Consider the following 21,292-nt stretch of genomic DNA (forward strand, 5'->3'; position numbering starts at 1 on the left):
ATGTCCACGGACACTCCGAACGCGAACGAACCGGGAGCGAACGAATCGGAGACGCACGAGTCCCAATCGAACGACTCGAAAACCGGCCATCCGGACGGAAACGGCGAGGGAATTCCGACCCGAGCGGCCGTCCGGTCGGCGCTCGACGGTGTGACCGACCCCGAACTCGACCGGTCCATCGTGGAACTCGACTACATCGACGACATCGACATCGAGACCGGCGAACGCGACGAGGCCGACGACCCCGAAAAATCCGGCGCGCACGTCGGAGTGACGTTCACCCTTCCGACGGCGTGGTGTTCGCCGGCCTTCGCGTGGATGATGGCCCTCGACGGGCGGGAAGCCGTCGAAGCGATTCCGGGCGTCGCCCGCTGTGAGATGTATCTGAACGACCACATGCACGCACAGGAAGTCACGGAGGGCGTCAACGGTGGGTGGGACTTCGACGAGACGTTCCCCGACGCAGACGGGGGAATCGAGGCGACCCGCGCGACCCTCGACTCGAAAGCCCGACTCGCACGGCAGTACGTCGCCGTCGAGGCGCTGGTGGCGGCGAGTTTGACTCACGAGCAGATAGCGTCGCTGTCCCGCGAGGACGTGAACCTCCTCCCCGGCGAGGAGTACGCCACCGTCGCCGTTCGAGACGGCGCACTCGCCGTCGTGGTGGACGCCGACCCGTTAGTTCGATATCTCGAAAAGGCCGAGCGGGTGGGCTGTTTCGCCGACGGCGACGGACGCTTCTTTCGAACGCCGGAGGGGGACCCCATCGACCCGGACCGGGCAGAACTCGTCCACCGCCGGGCGCGACTCGCACGGGTGAACATGGACGGGCAGGGCGGCGTCTGTGACGCCCTCCACGAGGCGCGACGCGCCGATTAACGCGTCGGTAGCCGCGTCTGCCGGGAACGCTCACGGACTTCGGATTCGAGGTCCAGTAAGCGTCGCTTCGTCGCGACTCCGTCGGCCGCCGAATAACCCTTCAATGACCCGTCGCTTCCCACGACACGGTGACAGGGAACCACCAACGGAACCGGGTTTCGACCGCACGCTTGCCCGATGGCGATGGGCGTCGTATCGAGGGCCGTGGCGAGTTCACCGTACGTCCGCGTTTCTCCGTACGGTATGTCGGCCATCGCGTTCATCACCGTCCCGGTCATCCCGTCGGGAACGGTGACGTGCAGGTCGAAATCCGTGCGGTCGCCCGATTCGTACTCTCGTATCTGTTTCCTGATTTCGGCGCTCGACTCGACGACTCGGGCGTCGTCGATTTCGATGGTCGTTTCGAAGATGTCTACGTTCATATTGGTGCTCCTACCGTCGTTCGAATTCCTTCGTGGTTCCTTATGCTGGTGGAAGATATGACTCCTGGGTGCGGACCGAAACTGATCCACAGTCGAATATGCGAACCTCGATGCGCTCGTCGTGTGTAATCAGATGATGATTCGAGACCGAAACTCGGGGACCCCAGTTACACCAGTCTCGACTCGAAACAGCGCACCCGCTGCCGACCCGTTCGCTTCCTTGTCTTCTCCGCCACCAGCGGTTACGTAGGCGTCCGCGTACTCCTCCCCGCCGAACGTTATACTGGTCGTCTTCTTCGCGGGCAAGTCGATTTTCTTCTCCTGGGTTCCATCCGGCGAAAAGCGGTATACACCTCCTCCGTTGTAGCGAGCGGACCAGACGTGTCCCTCCGCATCTACGGTCAGACCATCGGGAACTCCATCTCCTTCGGGGGTCTGCACGAACGTCGTTTGGTTGGAAATCTCGCCCGTTTCCTTTTCGTAATCGAACAGATAGATCTTCCACTCGTTCGATTCGGTGACGTACATCCGTTTTCGGTCGGGAGTGAACCCCATGCCGTTCGGAATGTCCATTCCGTCCAGCATCTCGACGATACTCCCGTCGGTGTCGAGTCGATACAGACTGCCGAGATGGTCCTCCGTCGGCATGGTTCCACAGAACACGCGCCCTTTCGGATCCGCGATTACGTCGTTAAACCGGGAGTCCTCTTCTCCACAGATTCCGTCGACGACGGTCGTGAGACAACCATCTTTCCATCGTTTTACTTTCCCCTGTGCCATGAAGAGCAGGAGGGACCCGTCTTCCTGAATCGTGTAGCCGCCGACGACGTCTCCGTCGTAAAACTGCTCGTGCTCCCCGGTGCTCGGATCGTAGCGGAACATCCGGCCGGTCGGAATGTCGGACCAGTACACCCGCCGTTCCGCCGAATGCCAGAGAGGCCCTTCGCCCGTTACACAGTCGTAGTTGGCGATGACCTCGTACTCTTCCGATTCGTCTTTTTTCGCACTCGACGTTTCCGACGTACTACCGCCGCTGACACCTCCTGCCGCAGCCATACCGATTAATGCACCCGTACCTTCGACCACTCGCCGTCGGGAAACCGTCCCCGAACACAGGTCGGTTATCGTTTTTTCAGCCATAACTCCGCAGAGATTATCGTTCTAATAATAAATAATAGTTTTCAAAGATAAATATTATTTACTGTGTGTGGGAATTATCGAGGCGACACAAATAGGCCGTCAGTTCGGCACCGTTCGCGAAGCGATTCGACACGTGTCGGCTTTTCGTGGATGATTGCCAACGCTAAAAAATCAAGCTATAGTATCGATAGTACCTGAAGTCGGAGGTGACCCTTTCGCTCGGTTTGGCGAGTGAGCGAGCAGCGGGTCCATAGCCGTCACGACTCCCCCAAATTTCGCGCTCGCTACAGTCGCTCCATCTTCTTGGAACGCTTGGAACTCCTTCCGCTGGAACTCCTCGCGTGTTTTCGATACTGGAACGAACTGACGAACAGGAGAAAGCTCGCCACGACGGCGTGGCCGGACCCCATGTAGGTCGCTCCAGTGGCGAAGGTCAATCCGGCGAGAAAAAGCGCCACAAGCGCACAGGAGAGCGAGATGCGATGCGGTTGCTCGAGCAGTTCCGCGTGAAGATAGTGACGGGGGGAGCGCGAGCGACTCATTAACACGTGATTTGTAGTCGAACCGTATTGTTGTTGGCACTCGGAATGTGACGATGAATACAATCTCGCTCGTCCATTTCTCACTACGTTCGTCATTGACTCGCCGGGAGTCCCGCGAGCGAACCTCGTGAGCGAGGGGGACTCCCGGCGAGTCCACTGATTGACTGAACGAAGTGACGGAAAGAAGTGGACTCGCCGGGATTTGAACCCGGGGCCTCTCCCATGCCAAGGGAGTGATCTACCCCTGATCTACGAGCCCTCGTCTGCACTCACTTCTTCCGGGCGACCATTGATAAACCTCTCGAAATTCGTGCCACATCGGCAGACGGTAGCACGGCGGGTCGAATAGCAACGATTTAACTGTCTCCGTCGTTTCGTCCCCCGTAGGGAACGGCACAGCCGCAAATCCGACTCGTCGTGAGATTTCACGGCTCTGGGATTGCGGACGTGCAACGTGACTTGTGTCACGACTGGCGGAACCCACCGCCAGCGTCAGCGGCTCGTGCAGTTCCTATCCTCAAACAATGGCACGAATGCACACCCGACGCCGCGGGTCGTCCGGTTCGGACCGACCAGTGGCAGACGAACCACCGGAGTGGAGCGACGTAGATGCTGACGACGTGGAAGACCGCGTCGTCGAACTCGCGGAACAAGGCTACAGCCCGAGCGAAATCGGGGGTAAGCTCCGCGACGAGGGCGTGACCGGCACGCCTGTCCCGAACGTGAAGCTTGCAACGGGCAAGAAAGTAACCGAAATCCTCGAGGAGAACGACGCGGCGAACGAGCTGCCGGAAGACCTCGAGAACCTGATGGTTCGCGCCGTGCGCCTGCGTGAGCACGTCGACGAGAACCCACAGGACAAGCAGAACAAGCGCTCGCTGCAGAACACCGAGTCGAAGGTCCGCCGTCTGGTCAACTACTACCGCGGCGACAAACTCGACGAGGACTTCACGTACACCTACGACAACGCGAAAGAACTCTTCGAATAGATGTCCACGTCCGGTCGAACCGCTTCCGAGGACGCCCGCTCCGCGAGCGACATCGCCGCGACGCTCCGCGACGCCGACTTCGTTCGACTCGTCGCACAGGCCGACGGCGACGCGCTCGCATCGAGCGGTCTCCTCGCCCGTGCATGTGCGACCGTCGGGATTCCGTTTCAAGTGAGTGTAACCACCTTGCCCGCCCGACGAGTCGATTCCCGTGACGACGAACTCGTCGTCACGGTCGGCGCGAGCGGTGGTGACGTCTCGCTACCCGGTCGCCCGACGAGCGTCGTCGCGTTCGATATCGCGACCGAACTCGGCGGAAAGCCCGACTCGGTGCTGGCACTTGCCGGCACCGTTGCAGCGGGTTGCTCGCCGGGGACGGACGGGATGGCGCGACTGCTCGAAGCGGCGGACGACCGATTGACGCGACGCCCCGGCGTTTCGACGCCGACCAAGGACCTCGGTGACGGATTAGCCCATTCGACGCTCTTTCACGCCGGATTCTCCGGCACCGTGGAAGCGGTACAGGCCGAACTCGCGGAACTCGGCCTGCCGGTCGAACTCGACGACGACGCCCATCGACGGGTCGCCTCGCTCGTCGCGCTCTCGGTCGCCGGACCGGAGAACGCGACGCCGCGAGCGGCCGAAACGGTCGAGCGGGCGCTTCGGCCGTACGAACTTTCGGACGGTCCGTTCGCGACGCTCGGCGGTTACGCCGACGTTCTCGATGCAGTTTCCCGCGAGCAATCCGGGACCGGCATCGCGCTCGCACTGGGTCACGACGCCCGTACGCCCGCACTCGACGCGTGGCGCACGCACGCGAAGACGGCCCACGCGGCGCTTCAGGAGGCGACGACGGGACGCTACGACGGCCTGTTCGTCGCCCGAACGGACGACGTACCGGTCGTGACGGCGGCGCGACTCCTCGGCGATTTCAGGTCGCCGGAACCGGTCGCGCTGGTCGTCACCGACCACGAAGCCGCCGCGGTCGCCATCAGTGACCGCGGGAAGGGTGACTCCACCGTGGACGTCTCCGACATCGGGGACGCCATGGAACGAGCGGGGTCACAACTCGGCGGCGACGGAACCGGAACCGAACGGCAGGGCTACGCGCGGTTCGACGCGGACGCGAAGGAGTTCCTTTCAGCGTTCCGGGAGGCACTATGAGACGAGCGACGATTCGAACGGAGTTGCCGGACGCAGAGCGTATCGCGGCGGCAGTCGTGCCCGACAACACGCCCGAAATCGACACGAGCGTGGTGGACGGCACGATTGTGACGCACATCGAACGCGAGACGACCGGCGGACTCCGGACGACCATCGACGATTACGTCGTGAACCTCTCGGTGGCAACGCAGGTAGTACAGACGGCAAACCAACACACAAACACGAACTATGAGTGAACGATCAGTCTCGAAGAAGTCACAGGAAAAGCGGTGGTACACCGTCCTCGCTCCCGAGCAGTTCGACCGAGAGGAGCTTGGAACGACCCCCGCAGACGAACCGGAGAAGGTGCTCGGACGCACCATCGAAACAACGCTCGGCGAACTGACGAACAACGCCAGCGAGAACAACACGAAGTTGGCCTTCAAAATCAACGACGTGGGTAGCGACGCGGCATACACGGAGTTCGTCCGACACGAACTCACCCGCGACTACCTCCGCAGCCTCGTCCGCCGCGGTGCCTCGAAGGTCGAGGCGTACGTCACGGTGCTGACCTCGGACGACTACCGCGTCCAGATTCAGCCCGTCGCCTTCACGACGAAGAAGGCGGACCACAGTCAGGAGAAGGCCATCCGTCGCACGATGATCGACATCGTGCAGGAGTCCGCGAAGGACCACACCTTCCAGGACCTCATCGACGGCGTCGTCGAAGGTCGCCTCTCCAGCGCGATTTACGGCGAGGCCAAGACGATTTACCCGCTTCGCCGCGTCGAAATCCAGAAAGCGACGCTGGAAGCCCACCCCGAAGAGGTCGCCGAGGAAGAGGAGACCTCCGTGGACGTGGACGAAGAAGAAGCCGAAGTCTAACCGACGACGCTTTGCGTTTCGTTTTTTGAAACCCGACCGGCGAGAGACGTCTCTTACTTTTCTTTGACGACGACGACGCCGGACATGCCCGCTTTCTCGTGTGGGATACAGAAGTAGGCGTAGTTTCCGGGGACGGTGAACGTGTGTTCGAACGTCCGCCCTTGGTCGACCGCACCCTTTCCTTGGGTCCACGCGTCGCGTGCTGCCTGTTCGGTGTCGTAGTCACCGGACGCGAAATAGTCGGCGTCGTCCGGGATGCCGTCCTCGTAGGCGGTGACGCTGTGGCGTCGCATGCCGGTGTTCTTCCAGACGACGGTGGTTCCGGCTTTCACTTCGAACTTCGACGGGTGGAACGCCATCGCGCTCATCCCGATGTCGAAGTCGCCGCCGGAGGAGGATCCGGAACCGGACCCCATGTTCATCACGCTCGAACACCCTGCCAAGGTGGCGGATGCCGCGCCGACGACCCCGGCCATAAACGCTCGGCGGTTCATGGCTCACGTTCGGTTTTCCCGGCGTATATGTCTCTCGAAACGCGGGTCAGCGCGAAACCGCAAACGGAGTCGAGTTCGGCCTCAGCAGCGCTCCTCGCAGATCCTGTCGATGATTCGCCCGGTCGAGAGGAGTTCGCCCTCGTCGGAGTCCAGCGGCGAGGCGCGTCGAACGACGCAGTCGATACCGCGGCGGTCGAGTTCGGCTTCGATGGCGTCGTCGTCGTGGTGCTGGTCGTAGCCCAACACGATGATGTCCGGGTCGAGTTCCTCGATGGGGACGAAGATGTCCTCGGGGTGGCCGACGATCGCGTCGTCCACCACGGCGAGCGCCTCTATCATTTCCCGCCGTTGCCGATTCGGCAGAATCGGTGGTTGCTTGTGCGTTACGTTCTCCCGGCGGGCGATGATGACCGACAGTCGGTCGCCCATCGCCGCGGCGTCGCGGAGGTAGTGGACGTGGCCGGGGTGAAGGATGTCGAAGGTTCCCTGTGCGAGTACGTGTGTCACTTGTCTTGCATCTCCTCGTCGATGTCCGCCTGCGTAAAGTCGAAGAACGATTCCGCCTCGGGGAGTTCAACGTCGAGGACGTCGAGTCGTTGTGGATTCCCTTTCCGGTCGAACGCCTGCCAACTGTTCCGCTCGTAGGGTGCGCCGATGATGATGTGGACTGCCCCTTTCTGAAACGTCCCCAAATCCGTGTCGCTCGGTCTGAGAACGCCGTTCGGGTGCGAGTGCACCGAGCCGACGGCCCTGATGTCGTTGGGGATTGTGCTCGTCTTCACCGTCGCGCTGACGCTGTTCGACTCGGTGCCGGGCATTACGAGTACGTCGGTGATGACGAGTCCCTCGCGGTCGAGGCCGAGTTTCCTCGCCTCCTCGCCGCGGAGATAGCCCATGTACTCGTTCGGATGCGCATCGCGGGAGGCTTCGAGGGCGAACGTGAGTGCGCCCTCGGCGATGCCGAGAATTTCGTTCGACCGGAACAGCCGCATGTGATACACTCCGACCGCCCTCGTTCTAAACGTTGCGAAGGGAACGGCACGGTGCGGGATTGTTCCGACCGCGGAGCCGTGTTCGGAAACGAGCGGTCGAGAGCGACCCGAAACGAATCGGTTCGCGGCCGGAACGCAGTTGCAAAGCGTTAAAAATAGCGCGGCCGAAAGAACGCACAAGATGAACTCCTCTCAAGACGGTCCCGATGGTGGACCGGATACCCCCGTCGTCTACGAACTCGCGGCGGACTGTACTCTCTCCGACACGTCCGAGGGAGAGCTGTATCACGCAGTCGTCAACGGTGTCGTCGATTACGGCGTATTCGTTGACCTCTCCGACTCGGTCTCCGGTCTCGTTCACGAATCGAATCTCTCTACGTCGTACGACGTCGGCGACGAACTCGTCGTCGAACTCGTCGAAGTCCGGGACAACGGCGACCTGAGTTTCACGCCGGCCGATGCCGACGGTGCCGAAACCGTCGCCGTCGCTCACGAGTACGAAGTCGCCGAGACGGGCAAACTCGCCGAACAGGTCGGCGACACCGTTCACCTCGAAGGCGAAGTCGTCCAGATAAAACAGACGGGCGGCCCGACGATCTTCCACGTCAGCGACCACACGGGCGTCGTCCCCTGTGCCGCCTTCGAGGAAGCAGGTGTTCGCGCGCACCCCGAAATCGACATCGAGGACCTCGTTCACCTCGTCGGCGTCGTCGAGGAACGCGAAGGGTCGCTCCAAGTCGAAGTTACGTCGCTCACCGCGTTGGAGGGCGACGAGGAGGACGTCGTGCGCGACAGAATCGAGACGGCGCTCGACGAGCGAGCGGAACCTCACGAGGTGGAACCGCTCATCGAATGGCCCGCGCTCGAACAGTTGTTCCCCGACCTCCGGGAGATCGCAAAACAACTCCGCCGCACGGTCCTCGAAAGCCGACCGATTCGCGTTCGCCACCACGCCGACGGCGACGGAATGTGTGCCAGCCTCCCGGTCGAACTCGCGCTCCAGCGGTTCATCGAGGAGACCCACCAAGCGCCCGAGGCGAAGCGTCACCTGTTCAAGCGTCTGCCGAGCAAGGCACCGTTCTACGAGATGGAGGACGTGACCCGCGACCTGAACTTCGCGCTCGAAGATCAGGCTCGACATGGCCAGAAACTCCCGCTTCTGCTCATGCTCGACAACGGGAGCACGGAGGAAGACGTTCCCGCGTACGCCAACCTCGCACACTACGACATCCCGATTCTCGTGGTCGACCACCACCACCCCGACCCGGAAGCGGTGGACCCGTACATCGACGGCCACGTCAACCCGTACCTCTACGACGAGGATTACCGCATCACGACGGGAATGATGTGCGTCGAACTCGCACGGATGATTTCGCCGGGCATCACGGACGAACTTCGCCACGTTCCCGCCGTCGCCGGAATCTCCGACCGCTCCAAGGCCGACGCGATGACGGACTACGTCGAACTCGCCGAATCCGAGGGCTACGACGAGGAGTTCCTCTCCGACATGGGAGAAGCGCTCGATTACGGCGCGTTCTGGCTGAAGTATGACCCCGGACGCAACCTCATCAACGACGTGCTCAACGTCGGCTGTGACGACGAGGAACGCCACCGGGAACTCGTCTCGTTCCTCTCGGAGCGCGCCGAGGCCGACACCGACCAGCAACTCGACGCCGCGATGCCGCACGTCAAACACGAGCGATTGGCGAGCGAGGCGCACCTCTACCGCGTGGACGTGGAAAACCACGCCTACCGCTTCACCTACCCGCCACCGGGGAAGACGACCGGTGAAATCCACGACCGGAAGGTACAGGAGACGGGCGAACCCGTCATCACCATCGGCTACGGGCCGGACTTCGCCGTCCTTCGAAGCGACGGCGTCCGCCTCGACATCCCCGAGATGGTCACGGAACTCAACGAGGAAATCGTCGGGGGCGGCGTCAGCGGCGGCGGCCACCTCGTCGTCGGAAGCATCAAGTTCGTCAAGGGGATGCGCGAGCAGGTCCTCGACGCCCTCGTCGAAAAGATGGCCGACGCGGAACTCGACGAAGACCTGCAGAGCACGACGGTCGGACATCAACAGGACGACTGACGCTTCTGCCGGTTAGCGTTCGAATCGAATCTCACGTTTTGCGATCCAAACCGCACCAGCGACGCCGATAGCGACGAACCCGGCGAGTCCGACGGGAAACGTGCTCTCGTCCGTTCCCCAGTCCGCCCCGAAGACGCGGGCATAGTATGCACCGGCCGCCTCTCCGTGGAGCACGACGGCGACTTCCCGGTTCTCGCGAGCGGAGTGGTTGTTCCAGTTGAGACTGCCGACGACGACGTGACGCTCGTCCACGACGACGCCCTTGGCGTGAATCTTCTCGTACCCGTCCGGTTGGGCGAGTTTCGCTTGCAGGGGCAGTCCCTCCGCGTCCGCCCGCTCGTTCAGCCAGTCAACGACCCGTCCGTTGTCTTTCCGGACGTACCACGCACTACTGAGCAGGACTCGAACCTCGACGCCACGGCGGGCGGCGGCCAGCGTCGCGCGGACGAACGGTTGGTCGATGCCGCCAACCGTCATCTGCTGGACGGAAATCGAGTCGTTCGCCGAGCGGAGGAGCGAGACGACGCCCGATTCGGCGTTATCCGGTGCGGTGAGCACGTTCACTGAATCGACGGGGACGCGTTTCGCGGGGAATCGCGTCGGATAGCTACCGTTCGCGGGCGCCGTCGGATTGAACGTCCGCCCCTTCCGAAAGTCCGTCCACGGAACCGTATCGTTCCACGACGTATCGGCGGCGAACACCTCGCGGAGGTCGGTTACGGCGTCGCCACCGACGACCACGCCCCAACCGCGACTGGCGTGGCCGCCGACGCCCGCCGGTTTCCAGTTTTCCGTCATCACGACCGCCTCGTCGTCCGCGATGGCGTACTTCGCGTGATGGAAGTCGTATCGCCCTCGCTTCCCGCCGATGACTTCGACGGTGATGTCGTTGGCGGCGAGTCTGTCGAGAACCGTCGCCTCGCGGGTCGAAATACCACCGACCGGCGCGTCATCGACGACGACGTGGACGTTCACACCTCGGTTTCTGGCCGCGACGAGCAGGTCCGCGATGCGGCGGGACGTGAACGAGTATCCGGCGAGGAAGATTCGACGGTCCGCATTTCGAAGCGTTTCGGCGGGGACTTCGGGGTCGTCCGGGAGTACGAACACCCGGACGCTCGCGGCGTCCGACCGGGAGATGGAGAAGTTCGTCGCGCCGAGCGGTCGCCACTCCTCGGCGCTCGGCCGCCAGTACTCGCCCTCCGGAGCATCGACGTAGCGAACCGAATCCACGCGCTCCGATGTGGATTCCCGTTCGCCGGAGACGCCGTTTTTATCGCTTCCGGTGGTCGTTTCTCGCCGCAGTGTGATCGTCTCGCCCGAATTCGCGAGCGAGAGGTTCGAAAGGGGAAGGGGACGAAACGAGGAGAGGGACTCGGTACGGTTCGGGGCCGTGGAGAACGCGACCCGCCCCGAAACGGTTTGCGTGGGAAGGAGAGCGGTCGATTCGCCGTCGGAAAGCGTCCATCCCGAGAGGTTCGTCTCTTTCGGGAACGAGACGACGACGAACTCGCCGACGTCGTTCATCGTCACGGGGTTCGGATAGACGGCGACGATGGTCGGCGAGTTCGCCGATGACGGTGCGGATGGTGCTGACTCTGCGAGTGTTCTTGCCGTCCGAATTGGGACCGTCGGTGTCGCCAACGCTGGGGCGGAGGCGAGTACCAAGAGGGCCGCGAATGCGACTTTGGCGAACACAGGCGGTTCTGGTTTCGTCTTCCAATATAAACGCTCGGAGCGGTGGATTTTTGTCCGCTACCTTCGCCCTACCTGTATGGTCGACGTTCCGATTATACTCGAACTGGCGGGGTACGCGTTGGGTGCTATCGGTGCGGTTCTCGTCTTCTTCGAGTTCTTCCAGATACCGAACTACATCGAGTACGACCCGGACTACAACGACTACACCCTCGATATCTCTCCTATGGAGGTAAAACAGCACACGTGGATCGGGCGCGTCGGCGCGTTCTGCCTCGCCGTCGCGTTCGCACTGGAGTTCTTCGCGACGTTCCTCGCTCAGTGAGCGGGGTGGACGATTTCCGCACAGGACGGACATTCGGCGAACCGTTCCTGTCCTTCCTTGGTGTCGTACTCGATAAGAAGATAGCCACTGGTAATGGTACCTCCGCAGTTCGGGCACATTCCAAGTTGGGCAGATTCGGTCGCCATGAACCTCTCGGTCGAAAATCGGGTTCAGGCCACTTCGTTATTGACCGATTACGCGACGGTAAGGGGTGCTTACCGGCCGACTACAGCGCCTTCTCGGCTTCGCTCTGGACGAGGTACGCGCGGTCGTCGGAGTACTCACGAACCGAATCGAGTGCGCTTTCGGTGCCGATTTGGTTCAGCGCCCACGCGGCGCTCGCACGAACGGAGTCGCTCTCGTCGTTTTCGAGCGTGTCCGTGAGCGGTTCGATGGCTCGCGTGTCGCCGATGCGACCTAATGCGCGTGCGGCGTAGCTTCGAACGTCGGCGTCGTCGGCGACGAGTTGGTCCGCGACGTCCTGTGTCACTTCGTCGCTTCCGATTTCCCCGAGCGCCTTGATGACCGTCTTCGCCATTCCGGGGTCGGCATCGACGTAATCGATGATGGTGTCGATGGCGTCCTCGCTGCCGGTCTTCCCGAGGATGCTGATGGCGTCCTTGTCGCGGCGCTGGGCGCGCTGGAGCATGGGTTCAACCGCGTCCTCGTTGCCCATCCGTTCGAGCGATTCCAGACAGTGACGTTCCATGAAGTTCGACTGGAGGGAATCGAGCGCGAGGAGTACCATGTCGACGCGGCCGCGTTTCTCCCACACCTTGAGTGCGCCCCATTCAGGGGGATAGTCCTTGCGGTGGTCGAGCACGTCGTAGTATCCCTCGGCTTCGAGCTGTTCGCGAGTGGACAGGTCGCTCCACTCCTCGGCGTCATCGATGCCCGCCTGCAGTTCCTCGGTCGCTTCGACGAGCGTTTCGATGGTCTCCGCGTCCTCGTCCGGGTCGAGGTCCGCGTCGCCGATGGCGGTTGCCGTCGTTTCGAGGATTTCGGCGAGGTCGCCAGCGTTGCGCGAGAGCGTCACGCTGAAATCCGTTTCGAGCGTTTCCTGGACGGTCTCGGCGAAGGATTCGACGACAGTGACGAGTTCCTCGCTTCCGTCGTCGGTCCATCGCGTGTCCGTGATGGTCGAGGCGGCGTCCTCGACGTCGCTGATGACGTCTTCGGCGTACGGACCGCGCTGGTCTTCGAGTTCGTCCCGGAGGTCCGAGAGGTGCGTCTCTAATTCCTCGCGTGGGTCCTCCGCGTCCTCGTCGTCCTCGTCCGGTTCGGGGAGGTCGGCGCTTTCGAGCAGTCCTTCGATTTTGTCGAGTTTGGCCTCGACGACGTCGAGTTCTGCTTCCGTGTCCGCCTCTTCGAGTTCGGCTTCCGCGCTTTCGAGTTGCTCCTCGATGGTCTCCGCACTCACGAGTTCCGTCTCCTCTTCGGCCTCCGCTTCGGAGTCCTGTGTCTCCTCGGCGTCTTCGTCGCTCATGCGTCCACCCCCGGCTGTGCCGTTGCTCTCATATGCGAAAAATTCGGACCGTAGCCATCAAGAGCGTTTCCCTTCTGTCGTCTTCGTCGGAGCCGGTTTCCCCTCCGTTTCGCGCCAGTAAAAGTGCGGCGAGAGGACGAGATAGGCCACCGCGAGCGTCAACAAGGCGTACGGAAAGGCCCGTCCCTCGAAATCCGGGACGAGAACCGCGAGCGAGTGGACGACGCCCATGATGAGCGCGTCGCGGGCCAACAGGTCGGGATAGGTTATCGTCGAGACCATCAGCCCGGCCAGGAGGTAGGTGAGCGTGACGACGACCATGGGGTCGGTGAATCCCGCGAGGACGGCGGCGGCGAGGATGACGGACGCGAGCGTCGTCGGAATCCCCTCGGTCACGTCGTCGTCGGTGTCGTAGGCGGTGTACAGTCCGAGTCTGACAATAGCCATGGCGACGAACAGCGCCCCGCCGAGCATCGCAATCGTCACGCGGAGCGAATCGAAGCCCCACGTTTGGCGCACCACGGCGACGACGAGCATCGCGGGAGCGACTGAAAACGAGGCCACGTCGGCTAACGAATCCAGATACGGTCCCGCCGGTGAACTGCCGACGTGGCGGGCCAACACCCCGTCGAGTCCGTCGGCCACCGCCGCGAGCAGGACGAGGCGCGCGGCCAGTTCCGGGGTCCTGGCGGCGACCGAAATCGCCAGAAAGCCGAGCGCGGCGTTCGATACCGTCACCGCGTCGGCGAGCGAAAGCCGACCCACGAACCGGGGTTTCATACTCGGCGGGTAGTGCGACCGTGGGTGATACCTCTTTTGAAATCACACCGACTCGTCGGAGAACGGAATGGTCAATCTATCGACGTCTGCCTTACCACTCGACCAACTCTCGAATCCGGTCGAACGCGGCGCGCTCGCGCTCGCCGCCGCACGTCCGCGCGACCTCCTCGAAGTAGTCCAATCGGGTTCGGAGTTCCGCGGAGTCGTAGCCCTCGACTCCCAACCGGGACGCCGCGACCGTTGCTTCCACGACCGCGGCGAACCCGCGATTGGTCAGCGGCACCCGCCGTTTTCGAACCTCGGATTCGACCGGCGTCAATTCCCACTCCTCCCAGCGCGTGTCGTCCGTTTCCCCCGCTCCAATCTGCTCGGCCTCGATTTCGACCCACTCGTCCGCGGAGTCGAGTACCGGTTCCTCCTCCTCCCGAATAGAAAGTGCGGCCTCCGCGAAATCCACGGGGTCGCGGGTGAACTGGACGACGCCACCGCCCTGCCGATGGAAGTTCCGCCGAGTTCGGGTGTTCCCCCACGTTCGGGCCGTTACCGGGTCGTGGCCGTCTCCAACGTGGAGGCCGAGAACGGCCACGTTCCACAAGCCGTTCGGTCCGAGCGTCGTGACGACTGATTCGGTCACGCCCCGCAGTTCGACCGGCCAGTCGTCGTCCGTCACGGCGAGACACCCCGCTCCAGCGCGACGAACAGGCCAGCAGCCACGATGTCCGCGGTCGTTCCGGGGTTGATACCCTCCTCGACCAGCGAGTCCGCGAACGCCGTGACGAGTTCCGGATTCCCCTCTCGCGCCTCCTGTAGTGCCTCCTGTGCCCGGACGAGGACGCTCTCTGCGACCTTGTTTCCGTGTCGCTTCACAACGAAGGTGTCCGGTTCGCGAGCGAGGAATTCGAGGTACACCTGTGCCGCGCGCGCCGAGATGCCGCCGTCCAATTCCGCGATTCGGTCGCTCGCTTCGAACGTGCGTTCGAACCCGCTTGTCCACTCGCGAGCGACACCGTCGACGCCCTCACTGAGTTCCATCACGTCGTAGAGCGTGTAGTCCCCCTCGTTGAGGGCCGAAATCGCGCCGCTTCCACGGCGAACGTCCAATTCGTCCATCCCTTCCGGCGGGTCGGAGACGGCCACGTCGACGTGTTCGAACGCGCGATAGAACCCTTCCGCGTCCTCGACCGTCGTCGCCTCCACGACCTTCGTCACCCCTTCCGGTGACAACTCATCGGCCTTCACCAGCGGAACCAACAACAGCAACGCACCGAACTGCGTGTTGCCACCCTCTTGGTGGCCCATACCTTCGACAGCCTCCTCGAACGCCCCGCCGATGGGTTTTCCCTCTTCGGCCGCTCGAAGACCCGCACCGGACCCGATGGCACCGGCGAGGAAGTGTTCGAATCGCAAGTCGGGGAAGTCCCGTTCGCGGTCCACGTTTCCGGGCTTCGGCGTCCCGGCGACCTCCAACAGCAGCGCGAGTTGTGCGTGTTCCGCGGGCGTCATGCCACCACCTCCGCGAACCACTCGTCGGTCGCACGACGGACTCGGGCGAGTACCTCGGGGTCGTCGCTCGGCCGTCCGACGCTCACCGCGTCCGCACCGTAATCGAGGTACTCGGCGACCGTCGCCTCGTCGCGGACGCCGTTGTTCGCCACGAGGAAGCAGTCGGTGGCGTCCGCGACGTCCGCCACGACGTGTTCCGAGTCCATCGCGTCGAGATGGATGATTTCCGCGCCAGCCGCGACGGCCTGCCGCGCTACATCGGGCAGATTCACGTCGGGAACTTCGGCTCGGACCTTGACGCTCACTGTCGCCCCCGCGTCGGCCGCAGTACGGACCTGCCGGCGGAGGTGGTCCGGATTCCGAAGGAGCGATTGTCCGGCACCGACCGCACACATCTCTTCCTGTCGGCAGTGGGCGTTGAGTTCCAGCATCGCGTCGTGACGTGAACACACCGCCGCCGCTTCCCGAATCGGTGGAAGAGTGACCGAGCGGACGTTGACACCGGGACGAATCGGAACGTCCGCGAGCGCGGCGAGTTGCTCGTCCACGAACGCGACGGGGTCGTCCGGCAGGAACTCGTTTCGCTCGCGCGCCACCAGCCTCCGGGCCGCGTCCCTCGTTTCGGCGTCCAGCGCGATGCCACCTATAAACGCCGCGCCGGCGTGTTCGGACGCGGTGCGTGCCCATTCCGCGTCGGACTCCCCGCTGAGGCTGGCGACTGCCACCCGTGGCGCGAACATCACGTCGCCTCCAGCGCGTCGCTCACGGCACGGGCGACGCGCGCTGCGTCCTCCGTGTCGTCTATCTTCGTGTCGGTGCGAACGGTCGGGCGGTCGAGCGTCGTTCCGTCCTCTTCATCCAAGACGAAGGCGTCCGCGAACGGATACGCCTCCGCCACGCCCGCCGTGCTCGGTTGATAGCCGACCGCGTCCATCAGTTTCGCCGCCGGTCCCGAGAACACGCGGTCCTCGACGAACGGAGAAACGGCGACGACCGTGGTCGATTCGAGCGCCTCGCGGAAGGCGTCCATGGCGAGCATCGGGCCGATACTCGTCACCGGGTTCGACGGGCCGATGACGACGGGACCGTCCGTCAGCGCGTCGAGTGCGGAGGACGACGGTCGGGCCTCGTTCGCGCCACGGAACTCAACGTCCGTGACCGCAGGGTCGCCACCGCGTGCGACCCAGAACTCCTGAAAGTGCATCTCCCCGTCGGGCGTGTGGATGATGCTCGCCACGGGGTCATCGCTCATCGGAACGACGTCCATCGGCGAGTCGAACGCGTCAGCCAGAATCCGCGTCGCCTCGGTTAGCGTTTTCCCCTCGTCCAGCAACCCCGTCCGGGTGACGTGAACCGCCCGGTCGCGGTCGCCGAGGAGCATGAACTCCGCGACGCCCGAGAACCGACGCCAGCGGGCGATGTCCCGACCCGCCGTCTGCCGCTCGTCGGGGAGGTATCGCGGCCCGTCGGCGAGGTCCGCCGACTCCGCGAGACGGAGGAGTTCGTCGTGCGTCGCCGTCGTGTCGTCCGCGATCCCCCACCACATCTCGCGGTCGAGGACTCCCCCTTGTTGGAACAGCACGGTGTCGATGTCGGGGCAGACGAGGAGTCCCCCGAGTTCGACGTCGTCCCCCGTGTTGCCGACGACGGTTGTCTCGTCGCGCGGGAAAACCGACCCGGACCCGTCCAACAGTTTGGGGGTCCCGGTCCCTCCTGAGAGAAACGTGACCATGCTTCGGATTCCTTCGAGAGGGGGCATAAAGCCTCGTCCTTCGGTTTTTATACCATGACGGGCAACGTTCTCGTAATGAAGACTATCAAGGACAGCGTTCACGACCACATCGAGGTCGATGGCGTCGCGAGCGATCTCCTCGATACGCACGCGGTTCAGCGCCTCCGACATATAACGCAACTCGGAACGGCCCGTCTCGTCTATCCCTCCGCGAACCACACGCGATTCGAACACAGTCTCGGCGTCTACCACCTCGCCCGTCAGGCGCTCACCCACCTCGGCATCGAAGGCGTACAGGCCGAACGCGTCCGTGCGGCCGCTCTTCTCCACGATATCGGCCATTCGCCGTACAGCCACACCATCGAGGACCTCATCCATCGCCGGACGGGGAAGTACCACGACGATGTGTACGACCTCCTCGCGGAATCCGAAGTGGGTGAAATCCTCCGCGACCACGCTCTGGACCCGGACACCATCGCCGGCCTCATCGCGGGCGAGGGCGAACTCGGACAGGTCGTCTCCGGCGAACTCGACGTGGACCGAATGGACTACCTCGTCCGTGACGCCCACCACACCGGGGTTCCGTACGGCACCATCGACCACGAGCGACTGACGCACGAACTGACGTTCTTCGACGGCAAACTCGTTCTCGCGGAGGGGAACGTCCAGACCGCAGAGAGCCTCCTCGTCGCTCGTGCGCTGATGAATCCGACGGTGTACAATCACCACGTCACGCGAATCAGCAAGTCGATGCTCCAGCGGGCGAGCGAGCGACTCCTCGACGCGCCGGACATAGACGCCGAACAGTTGCGGCGGATGGACGATCACGACCTCCTCGTCGCCCTCCGTACGAACCCTGAAACCGCCGAACTCGCCCGTCGACTGTCGGACCGCGACCTCTACAAGCGCGCCGTGTGGGCCGAGATGGTGGACGTTTCGGACGACATCATCGATGCGGACCACGACGCCATCCGCGAGTACGAAGACGACATCGCAGAATACGCCGACGTCGATTCGGAACTCGTCACGCTCGACGTACCGAGTCGCCCGGAGATGACCGAGTCGTCGTCGCGCGTCGTCGTCAACGGCGAGATTCGCCCGCTCGCCAAACAATCGACGCTGGTGCGGGCGCTGCAGCAGGTCCAACGCGACCAGTGGCGACTCGGGGTGTACACGCCGGCCGAGGAGACGGACGCAGTCGGACGGGCGGCCGACCGCGTCCTCGGGTTGGAAACGGACGGTGCGCTCGTCAACGACATCCGAACCGGCGTTCGGACGACGCTGACCGATTTCGAGGAAGAAGAGGAGTAACGGGACCTCAAATGAGTTCGCGGCGGACGACGAGGCGTTTAAGTCCGACAACTGATAATCGGCATCTATGCTTGTGGAGGGCACCATCCTGTCCGGCCCGAACTTCGATCCCATGGAAGGCCGCGTCGTCGTCGAGGATGGTACGATAACCGCCATCGAGGAGGAGTCCGTTTCGTCGTCAAACGTCGTCTGTCCCGCGTTCGTCAACGCACACACCCACATCGGGGATTCCATCGCGAAGGAGGCCGGGGCGGGCCTCTCGCTGGAGGAACTCGTCGCGCCGCCGGACGGACTCAAACATCGACTTCTCCGGGAAACGTCCCGCGCGGAGAAGGTCGAAGCGATGCGCCGGTCGTTGCAGTTCATGCAGACAACGGGAACCGCTTCGTTTCTCGAATTTCGGGAGGGAGGCGTCGAAGGCGTCTACGCGCTCCGCGAGGCCGCAGAGGGGTTAGACATCGACCCGTTCATCCTCGGCCGGGAGACGGTAGACGCGATGGAGACCGCAGACGGTTTCGGTGCGAGCGGGGCCAACGACGCCGAGTTCGTCCGTGAACGGACGGCGACGAAACGGGCCGAAAAGACGTTCGGAATCCACGCCGGAGAGGCCGACCCGAGCGACATCAACCCGGCGCTCGACCTCTCGCCGGATTTCCTCGTCCACGTCGTTCACCCGGAGCCGATTCACCTCGATAGAATCGAACACAGTGAGATTCCAATCGCGGTCTGCCCCCGCTCGAACCTCGTGACCGGCGTCGGCATGCCGCCGATACGCGATCTCCTCGAACGGACGACGGTCGCGCTCGGGACGGACAACGTGATGTTGAACAGTCCGTCGATGTTCCGGGAGATGGAGTTCACGGCGAAGTTGACGGACATCGCGCCGCGCGAAGTGCTTCGAATGGCGACGCAGAACGGCGCGCGCATCGCGGGGTTGAACCGCGGCGTCATCGAACCCGGGCGCGACGCGAAACTCCTCGTTCTCGACGGCGACTCGGACAACCTCGCCGGAAATCGCGACGTGGTTCGCTCTATCGTTCGACGGGCGGGCGCGAACGACGTGGCCGACGTGGTGTTGTAACCGGATCAAACGGTGACGCGACGGACCGCGTTCCCCGCCGCGAAACAGACGAATGCGAACACCGACCGCTCCTTGTTTTCGGTCGATTTCGCGTCACTCCCGACTCTGTTTCGATTCGAAGGTATGGCCACCAAATGAATTAAGACAACTCATGCCGTGGCATTCGGTAACACACCCATGTACGATCGAATTCTCGTGCCCACCGATGGTTCGGAGGAGATGACGTGCGTCCTCGCACATGCCGCCGAATTAGCCGAGGCGCATGGCGCGGACCTGCACGCGGTATACGTCATCAACTCCTCGACGTTCGCCAGTTTGCCGATGGAGTCCTCGTGGGAGGGCGTCTCCGACATGCTCCAAGAGGAGGGCGAATCGGCGCTCGAAGACGCCCGCCACGCCGTCGAAGGGTACGACGTCACATTGACGACCACTCTGCTCGAAGGGCCGCCGAGCAAGGAGATAGTCCGCTACGCTGAGTTGGACGGCTTCGACCTCATCGTGATGGGGACACACGGACGCGGCGGCATCGACCGTCTGCTCCTCGGCAGCGTCGCGGAACGCGTCGTCCGCGCTTCGACCGTTCCCGTCCTCACGGTCCGCGTCGGCGGCGAGGACGACGGTCCGGAAGTGTCAGCGACCGGCAAAGCACAGAGTAGTAGCTGACCGACGATTTCAGTTCGCGGGGCGGAGGTGGTCGCAGTCCCCCGCGTGAACACGTACTTCTCCGTCGTCAGTGTCCACGACGAGCGCCCCCGGCGTGACGATATCGACCGCTTCCCCGACGACATCCCCCTCGGGCGTTTCGACCCGTACCTGCTGTCCGAGCGTCGCCGACAGTTCGCGCCACGCCGGAAGCACGGCGTCGAGGTCGGTTCGGAGCGCGTGGAACTCCTTTAACACCCGCTGGGCGAACACCCGCCGGGTCACCGGACCAGCCGATTCCTGTACGCTCGTCGCGCCTTCCGGGAGATCATCGGCCGCGATGTTGACGTTGATTCCGGTGCCGACGATGACCCACGAGACGCGGTTCGCCTCACCCTCCATCTCGGTTAGAATACCACAGAGTTTGCCTCCTCCCCTTCCCTCGGAAGGGGGTTGCGCTGACTGGCTCTTGCTCGTTTCACTCACGAGGACATCGTCGGAGCAACGCTCCGACTGGCCCTCGTTCGCTCGTCCCTCGCTCACAAGAACATCGTTCGGCCACTTGATTTCCGCCGGAACGCCGGCCTCCCGCGCCGCCCGCGTCACGGCGACGGCGGCGGCGAGTGTCAGAAGCGGCGCGTGTGCGGGTGGTATCGTCGGGCGGAGGACGAGACTCATCCAGATGCCGCCGGACGGCCCGACCCACGCACGTTCCAAGCGGCCACGTCCGCCGACCTGTTCGTCCGCCAGCACGACGACGTCCTTCGCGTTCTCCCCGGCCAACTCCCGCGCTCGGTCGTTCGTGCTTCCGATGGAATCGTGATACTCCACCTCGAACGGCGCGTCGAGTCCGTACTCGACCGCCGGGCCGAACTCGGGGACCTCATCGAGAAGGTAACCGTCGGTCGTGCTCTCGATTCCGAAGCCGGCAGTACGGAGCCCTTCGACGTGCTTCCAGATGGCGTTCCGCGAGATGTCGAGCGTCTCCGCGAGTTTCGGGCCGGAAACCGGGCCGTCCGCGAGTGCGTCCAAGACGGCCCGCCGTGTCTCGTTCATACCGTCAGGTAGGAATCCGTTCGACAAGAATCGTCCCGTTTGGTAGCGTCGAACCTGTCCGCTTAGTGTACCGATTCTCGAATATCGAACCACCCGCCCCGCG

At 63.4% G+C, this 21,292-nt stretch carries 25 protein-coding genes and 1 tRNA gene; 10 read left to right on the plus strand and 16 right to left on the minus strand.

Features of this window, described 5'->3' with window-relative positions; genetic code table 11:
• Positions 1 to 879, plus strand: a complete 879-nt coding sequence (locus AC1XDK_RS22710; protein WP_483352255.1) for an iron-sulfur cluster assembly protein — start codon at positions 1 to 3, stop codon at positions 877 to 879.
• Here AC1XDK_RS22710 and AC1XDK_RS22715 read toward each other — a convergent pair.
• The 4 genes from AC1XDK_RS22715 to AC1XDK_RS22730 all read right to left on the minus strand — a co-directional run bounded on the left by AC1XDK_RS22715 (position 876) and on the right by AC1XDK_RS22730 (position 3,242).
• The gene (locus AC1XDK_RS22715; RefSeq protein WP_483352257.1) at positions 876 to 1,301 is read right to left on the minus strand and encodes a methylated-DNA--[protein]-cysteine S-methyltransferase; all 426 of its coding nucleotides are present in this window, start codon (positions 1,299 to 1,301) and stop codon (positions 876 to 878) included. The two genes, AC1XDK_RS22710 and AC1XDK_RS22715, sit on opposite strands and share 4 nt — an antisense overlap.
• A 129-nt stretch (positions 1,302 to 1,430) precedes the next feature.
• Positions 1,431 to 2,441, minus strand: coding sequence for an SMP-30/gluconolactonase/LRE family protein (locus AC1XDK_RS22720; RefSeq protein ID WP_483352258.1), 1,011 nt, complete (start codon positions 2,439 to 2,441; stop codon positions 1,431 to 1,433).
• Between the two features lie 284 nt (positions 2,442 to 2,725).
• Positions 2,726 to 2,983 (minus strand): hypothetical protein, encoded by a 258-nt coding sequence (locus AC1XDK_RS22725; protein ID WP_483352259.1) that lies wholly within the window; start codon positions 2,981 to 2,983, stop codon positions 2,726 to 2,728.
• Positions 2,984 to 3,170: 187 nt separating this feature from the next.
• Positions 3,171 to 3,242, minus strand: a tRNA-Ala gene (locus AC1XDK_RS22730).
• A 265-nt stretch (positions 3,243 to 3,507) separates the two neighbouring features.
• Between AC1XDK_RS22730 and AC1XDK_RS22735 the strand changes: the two genes are divergently transcribed.
• The 4 genes from AC1XDK_RS22735 to AC1XDK_RS22750 are packed head-to-tail and all read left to right on the plus strand — an operon-like array spanning position 3,508 to position 6,000.
• The gene (locus AC1XDK_RS22735; protein ID WP_483352260.1) at positions 3,508 to 3,972 is read left to right on the plus strand and encodes a 30S ribosomal protein S15; all 465 of its coding nucleotides are present in this window, start codon (positions 3,508 to 3,510) and stop codon (positions 3,970 to 3,972) included.
• The gene (locus AC1XDK_RS22740) at positions 3,973 to 5,136 is read left to right on the plus strand and encodes a DHH family phosphoesterase (RefSeq protein WP_483352261.1); all 1,164 of its coding nucleotides are present in this window, start codon (positions 3,973 to 3,975) and stop codon (positions 5,134 to 5,136) included.
• Positions 5,133 to 5,372 (plus strand): KEOPS complex subunit Pcc1, encoded by a 240-nt coding sequence (locus AC1XDK_RS22745; protein ID WP_483352262.1) that lies wholly within the window; start codon positions 5,133 to 5,135, stop codon positions 5,370 to 5,372. Before AC1XDK_RS22740 ends, AC1XDK_RS22745 begins: the two co-directional genes overlap by 4 nt.
• The gene (locus AC1XDK_RS22750; protein ID WP_483352263.1) at positions 5,365 to 6,000 is read left to right on the plus strand and encodes a 30S ribosomal protein S3ae; all 636 of its coding nucleotides are present in this window, start codon (positions 5,365 to 5,367) and stop codon (positions 5,998 to 6,000) included. The genes AC1XDK_RS22745 and AC1XDK_RS22750 overlap by 8 nt, the downstream gene beginning before the upstream one ends.
• A 53-nt stretch (positions 6,001 to 6,053) precedes the next feature.
• Here the strand turns inward: AC1XDK_RS22750 and AC1XDK_RS22755 are convergent, their stop codons facing one another.
• The 3 genes from AC1XDK_RS22755 to AC1XDK_RS22765 all read right to left on the minus strand — a co-directional run bounded on the left by AC1XDK_RS22755 (position 6,054) and on the right by AC1XDK_RS22765 (position 7,486).
• Positions 6,054 to 6,494 (minus strand): plastocyanin/azurin family copper-binding protein, encoded by a 441-nt coding sequence (locus AC1XDK_RS22755; protein ID WP_483352264.1) that lies wholly within the window; start codon positions 6,492 to 6,494, stop codon positions 6,054 to 6,056.
• Positions 6,495 to 6,575: 81 nt separating this feature from the next.
• Complete coding sequence (locus AC1XDK_RS22760) at positions 6,576 to 7,001, minus strand: FAD synthase family protein (protein WP_483352265.1); 426 nt, start codon at positions 6,999 to 7,001, stop codon at positions 6,576 to 6,578.
• Positions 6,998 to 7,486, minus strand: coding sequence for a Mov34/MPN/PAD-1 family protein (locus AC1XDK_RS22765; protein WP_483352267.1), 489 nt, complete (start codon positions 7,484 to 7,486; stop codon positions 6,998 to 7,000). The genes AC1XDK_RS22760 and AC1XDK_RS22765 overlap by 4 nt, the downstream gene beginning before the upstream one ends.
• Before the next feature lie 181 nt (positions 7,487 to 7,667).
• Between AC1XDK_RS22765 and han the strand changes: the two genes are divergently transcribed.
• The gene (gene han, locus AC1XDK_RS22770; RefSeq protein WP_483352268.1) at positions 7,668 to 9,578 is read left to right on the plus strand and encodes a Hef-associated nuclease; all 1,911 of its coding nucleotides are present in this window, start codon (positions 7,668 to 7,670) and stop codon (positions 9,576 to 9,578) included.
• 12 nt (positions 9,579 to 9,590) lie between these two features.
• Here han and AC1XDK_RS22775 read toward each other — a convergent pair whose 3' ends face one another.
• Positions 9,591 to 11,276: a phospholipase D-like domain-containing protein gene (locus tag AC1XDK_RS22775; RefSeq protein ID WP_483352269.1), complete on the minus strand. Its 1,686-nt coding sequence runs from the start codon at positions 11,274 to 11,276 to the stop codon at positions 9,591 to 9,593.
• A 76-nt stretch (positions 11,277 to 11,352) separates the two neighbouring features.
• Here AC1XDK_RS22775 and AC1XDK_RS22780 point away from each other — a divergent pair, with 76 nt between their 5' ends.
• Entirely contained in the window at positions 11,353 to 11,598 is a 246-nt protein-coding gene (locus AC1XDK_RS22780; RefSeq protein WP_483352270.1) for a hypothetical protein, read from the plus strand.
• On the opposite strand, the gene AC1XDK_RS22785 is transcribed toward AC1XDK_RS22780, so the two are convergent.
• From AC1XDK_RS22785 to cofD, 7 genes are all read right to left on the minus strand, one after another.
• Complete coding sequence (locus tag AC1XDK_RS22785; protein WP_483352271.1) at positions 11,592 to 11,744, minus strand: DUF7837 family putative zinc-binding protein; 153 nt, start codon at positions 11,742 to 11,744, stop codon at positions 11,592 to 11,594. The two genes, AC1XDK_RS22780 and AC1XDK_RS22785, sit on opposite strands and share 7 nt — an antisense overlap.
• Positions 11,745 to 11,824: 80 nt before the next feature.
• Positions 11,825 to 13,084 carry a HEAT repeat domain-containing protein gene (locus AC1XDK_RS22790; RefSeq protein WP_483352272.1) on the minus strand — a complete coding sequence of 420 codons (1,260 nt, stop codon included), beginning with the start codon at positions 13,082 to 13,084 and terminating at the stop codon, positions 11,825 to 11,827.
• A gap of 57 nt (positions 13,085 to 13,141) precedes the next feature.
• Positions 13,142 to 13,864 carry a protein sorting system archaetidylserine synthase gene (locus tag AC1XDK_RS22795; protein WP_483352273.1) on the minus strand — a complete coding sequence of 241 codons (723 nt, stop codon included), beginning with the start codon at positions 13,862 to 13,864 and terminating at the stop codon, positions 13,142 to 13,144.
• 91 nt (positions 13,865 to 13,955) lie between these two features.
• Positions 13,956 to 14,534, minus strand: a complete 579-nt coding sequence (locus AC1XDK_RS22800) for a DUF447 domain-containing protein (RefSeq protein WP_483352274.1) — start codon at positions 14,532 to 14,534, stop codon at positions 13,956 to 13,958.
• Positions 14,531 to 15,367, minus strand: a complete 837-nt coding sequence (locus AC1XDK_RS22805; protein WP_483352275.1) for a triphosphoribosyl-dephospho-CoA synthase — start codon at positions 15,365 to 15,367, stop codon at positions 14,531 to 14,533. Before AC1XDK_RS22805 ends, AC1XDK_RS22800 begins: the two co-directional genes overlap by 4 nt.
• The gene (locus AC1XDK_RS22810) at positions 15,364 to 16,107 is read right to left on the minus strand and encodes a tRNA-dihydrouridine synthase (protein ID WP_483352277.1); all 744 of its coding nucleotides are present in this window, start codon (positions 16,105 to 16,107) and stop codon (positions 15,364 to 15,366) included. The genes AC1XDK_RS22805 and AC1XDK_RS22810 overlap by 4 nt, the downstream gene beginning before the upstream one ends.
• The gene (cofD, locus tag AC1XDK_RS22815; RefSeq protein ID WP_483352278.1) at positions 16,107 to 17,099 is read right to left on the minus strand and encodes a 2-phospho-L-lactate transferase; all 993 of its coding nucleotides are present in this window, start codon (positions 17,097 to 17,099) and stop codon (positions 16,107 to 16,109) included. The genes AC1XDK_RS22810 and cofD overlap by 1 nt, the downstream gene beginning before the upstream one ends.
• Before the next feature lie 75 nt (positions 17,100 to 17,174).
• Between cofD and AC1XDK_RS22820 the strand changes: the two genes are divergently transcribed.
• From AC1XDK_RS22820 to AC1XDK_RS22830, 3 genes are all read left to right on the plus strand, one after another.
• On the plus strand, positions 17,175 to 18,410 hold the full coding sequence (locus AC1XDK_RS22820) for an HD domain-containing protein (protein ID WP_483352279.1): 1,236 nt from the start codon (positions 17,175 to 17,177) through the stop codon (positions 18,408 to 18,410).
• 67 nt (positions 18,411 to 18,477) lie between these two features.
• Complete coding sequence (locus AC1XDK_RS22825; RefSeq protein ID WP_483352280.1) at positions 18,478 to 19,491, plus strand: amidohydrolase family protein; 1,014 nt, start codon at positions 18,478 to 18,480, stop codon at positions 19,489 to 19,491.
• A gap of 177 nt (positions 19,492 to 19,668) precedes the next feature.
• A complete protein-coding gene (locus AC1XDK_RS22830) occupies positions 19,669 to 20,154 on the plus strand; it encodes a universal stress protein (protein WP_483352282.1) in 486 nt (161 codons plus the stop codon).
• 9 nt (positions 20,155 to 20,163) lie between these two features.
• Here AC1XDK_RS22830 and AC1XDK_RS22835 read toward each other — a convergent pair whose 3' ends face one another.
• Positions 20,164 to 21,189 carry a biotin--[acetyl-CoA-carboxylase] ligase gene (locus AC1XDK_RS22835; protein WP_483352283.1) on the minus strand — a complete coding sequence of 342 codons (1,026 nt, stop codon included), beginning with the start codon at positions 21,187 to 21,189 and terminating at the stop codon, positions 20,164 to 20,166.
• Positions 21,190 to 21,292: the final 103 nt, after the last annotated feature.

Source organism: Haladaptatus sp. HS23, from assembly GCF_056892285.1.